General features: G+C 62.9%; 2 protein-coding genes. Both read right to left on the bottom strand.

Features of this window, described 5'->3' with window-relative positions; genetic code table 11:
• Nucleotides 1-1,104: Na+/H+ antiporter NhaA (gene nhaA, locus R3280_RS16310; protein ID WP_318999665.1), on the bottom strand; the 1,104-nt coding region annotated here is incomplete at its 3' end.
• A partial coding sequence (locus tag R3280_RS16305; protein ID WP_318999664.1) for a cation-translocating P-type ATPase occupies nt 1,101-3,466 on the bottom strand: 2,366 nt, incomplete at its 5' end. The genes R3280_RS16305 and nhaA, both read right to left, overlap by 4 nt.

Raw genomic sequence — 3,466 nt, 5'->3', positions numbered from 1 at the left:
CAGCCCGCTGATAAAGAGGCTCATCGTGAAGCCGACCCCCGCCAGTATCGAGGCGCCGTACAGATGTTGCCAGCTCACCCCGCTGGGGCGCCGGGCCAGCCCCAGCCGGATCGCGAGCCAGCTACTCCCGAAAACGCCGAGTTGTTTGCCCACGAAAAGACCGGCGATGATCCCCCGGGGAATCGATTCGGTGAGCGTGGTCAGAGAAGCGCCCGCCAGGGGAACCCCTGCGTTGGCAAAGGCGAAGATCGGCAGGATGACGTAGGCTACCCAGGGATGGAGCCGGTGCTCCATCTGGTGCAGGAGGCTATGCTGGTGGTATTCGCCCTCTGACTTGTCCCTCCCTTCCGTACGCGGGCCGATGGGTATGGCAAAAGCGAGGGCCACCCCGGCCAGGGTGGCGTGGACCCCTGATTTAAGGACGAAGATCCAGAGGAGTACGCCGACAATCACGTAGGCCGCCGGCCGCTGTACCCCGCGCCAGTTCAGCAGGAAAAGGAAGATCAGGGCGATGGCAGCCAGGCCCAGAGCCATCAGCGAGAGATCGCCCGAGTAAAAGAGGGCAATGATCACGATTGCTGCCAGGTCGTCGAAGATGGCTACCGTCATCAGAAATAGTTTCAGGGCCAGAGGGATCCGCGACCCGAGCAGGTAAAGAATGCCCAGGGCGAAGGCGATGTCGGTAGCGGCGGGAATTGCCCAGCCGGTCCGCGCCACCGGACTGGCCCGGTTGAACCAGATGTAGATGAGTGCCGGTAGGACAATTCCACCAACGGCCGCTATCCCCGGCAGAATGACCTGGGCGGGCCGGGATAGCTCGCCCTCCCGTATCTCTCGCTTTACTTCCAGTCCGACCAGCAGAAAAAAGACGGCCATCAGGCCGTCGTTGATCCACAGTAACAGCGGTTTAGCCAGTTCAAGCGAGCCCAGGCGAACTTCGAAGGGGACGGCCAGAATACCGGTGTACAGGTTGGCCAGTGGGGAGTTAGCGATCAGCAGGGCGAGCGCCGCTGCCCCCATCAAAAGAATGCCCCCGGATGCCTCCAGGTTGACGAATTGGCGCAACAATCTTCTTGAGCGCTTGGCGTAAACTTTCACTGTCATTCCGTCTTTCCTCCTCGTAATGGGTCTTCTATCTGTGGCTCTCGATCGTCTTGACTCCGCCACCACTTCTCAGCCTCGATGACGAAGTAGACCAGTGACCCCACGCCCAGGGCCAATAATAGATCCACGGCCGGCAACAGCGTCACGTTAAAGAAACGGTCCAGGGCCGGAATGTAAATCACCAGCAACTGCAAGCCGAACACCGTGGCAACCATTGTCAGCAGGAGCGGGTTGTTGCGCAGATCCAGCGAGGCGAGCGGGCGCTCGGTAGCCCTGGTCGCCAGCGCCTGCCCGATCTGCATGAAGGCCAGCGTGGTAAAGATCATCGTCTGCCAGATCCCGCCGGCCGGATCGCCCGGGTCGAAGTACAAGCCACCCACCGCCAGACCTAATCCGCCCAGCAGCAGTCCGACCCAAATAATCTGCTGCGCAACACCGCCGGCGAACAGGCTTGCCTGCGGCGCACGCGGCGGCCTGCGCATCGTTCCCGGCTCGGCCGGCTCTACCCCTAACCCTAACCCCAGGAGGCCGTCGGTGAGCAGGTTCAGCCAGAGCAACTGCAACGGCAGCAGGGCGACATTGATGCCCAGCAGGGGGGCCAGCAACATCACCAGCACCTTGCCCAGGTTGCCGGCGATAGAAAACTTCACGAAGCGGCGGATATTATCATAGATTACCCGTCCCTCTTCTACGGCAGTTACGATGGTTGCGAAGTTGTCGTCCAGCAGGACGATCTCCGCCGCCTCCTTGGACACATCCGTTCCCGTAATGCCCATCGCCACGCCGATGTCCGACTTCTTGAGTGCCGGCGAATCGTTGACCCCGTCCCCCGTCATCGCCACCACCTGTCCTTTCTGCTGGAGCGTGTCAACGATCTGCAGTTTGTGCTCCGGTGAAACCCGCGCGTAGACCGATACCTCGTCCACCACTGCCGCCAGCTCTCCCGCCGAAAACCGGTCCAGGTCCTGTCCGGACTTTACGCGATTGTTGGTGGTGATGCCCAGGTCGTGAGCAATAAAGCGCGCCGTCAGCGGGTGGTCACCCGTTATCATAATCGGCCGGATGCCCGCCGCCTTTGCCGTGCGCACCGCCGCTCGCACCTCCGGGCGAGGCGGGTCGATCATGCCGGCCAGCCCGATGAAGGTCAGCCCCTGTTCCAGCGTTGCCTCTGCCCGGCTGCCGTTGCCTGGTGGCTTCTCCACCGGCCGGAAGGCCAGGCCCAGGACGCGCATACCTTTGGCTGCCATCTGGTCGTTGGCCTGCCGGATCCGTTCCTGCCACTCCTTGTCCAGCGGCACCGGCCCCTCCTCCGTCCAAACCGTAGTCGAGATCGCCAGCAGTCCGTCCACCGCGCCTTTAGTGAAAGCCGCATAGGGAGTTTCACACCGTTCAAGCAGCGCCAGTGCGGGAGGTAATGGTGCAGACGACATCCGGTGGACGGTAGTCATCCGTTTTCGTTCCGACTCGAACGGTAACTCTTCCACTCGGGGCAGTGCCTCTTCAAGACGGTCGCGGGACAGCCCCGCCTGCCGAGCCGCCACCAGTAGTGCTCCCTCCGTTGGATCGCCCACGGGCAAATACAGGCCACTCTCTGGGTCAGGCTGCAGCGAAGCGTCATTGCAGAGCGCACCGGCTGCCAGCGTCAGGGCTACTGTGGGGGGCTGGCTCTGGAGTAGATCAGGCTTTTCTGCATAGGTCGTCAGCGCGGGCGCCGGGTGGGGGCCGGTGCCTGCCAGCTCCAGGTAATGACCTGCTACGTCGATCACCGTCACCGTCATCCGGTTCACCGTGAGCGTGCCGGTCTTGTCCGAACAGATAACGGTGACTGAACCCAGCGTTTCCACCGCAGGCAGGTTCCGCACCAGCGCCCGGCGGCGCAGCATACGCTGGGCACCCAGGGCCAGGGTCACGGTAACCACCGCCGGCAACCCTTCGGGCACAACCGCCACCGCCACGCTGACTGCCGTCAGGAACATATCCTGCACCGGTTCGCCCCGGAGCACGCCGATAAGCAATACCAGGGCGGCGACCACCACGCCGAAGAGGGCCAGCACTTTCCCCACCTGATCCAGCCGCTTCTGCAGGGGAGTTTCGTCAACCGGCACCGCCTGAATCAAGCTGGCAATTTTGCCCAGCTCCGTTTCCATGCCGGTGGCGGTGACGACACCCATGCCCCGCCCGTAGGTCACCAGTGTGCCCATGTAGGCCATGTTCACCCGGTCGCCGAGCGGGATATTCTCCCGCTCGAGGGCCCCGGTTTCCTTATCTACCGGCTCCGATTCGCCGGTCAATGCCGCCTCCTGGATCCGCAGGTTGGCGCTTTCCAACAGGCGCAGGTCGGCCGGCAGCATATTTCCCGCCT

This window comes from Marinobacter sp. (genome assembly GCF_033722195.1).
Lineage (GTDB): Bacteria > Pseudomonadota > Gammaproteobacteria > Pseudomonadales > Oleiphilaceae > Marinobacter.
This window is presented reverse-complemented; position numbering and strand designations above follow the sequence as displayed.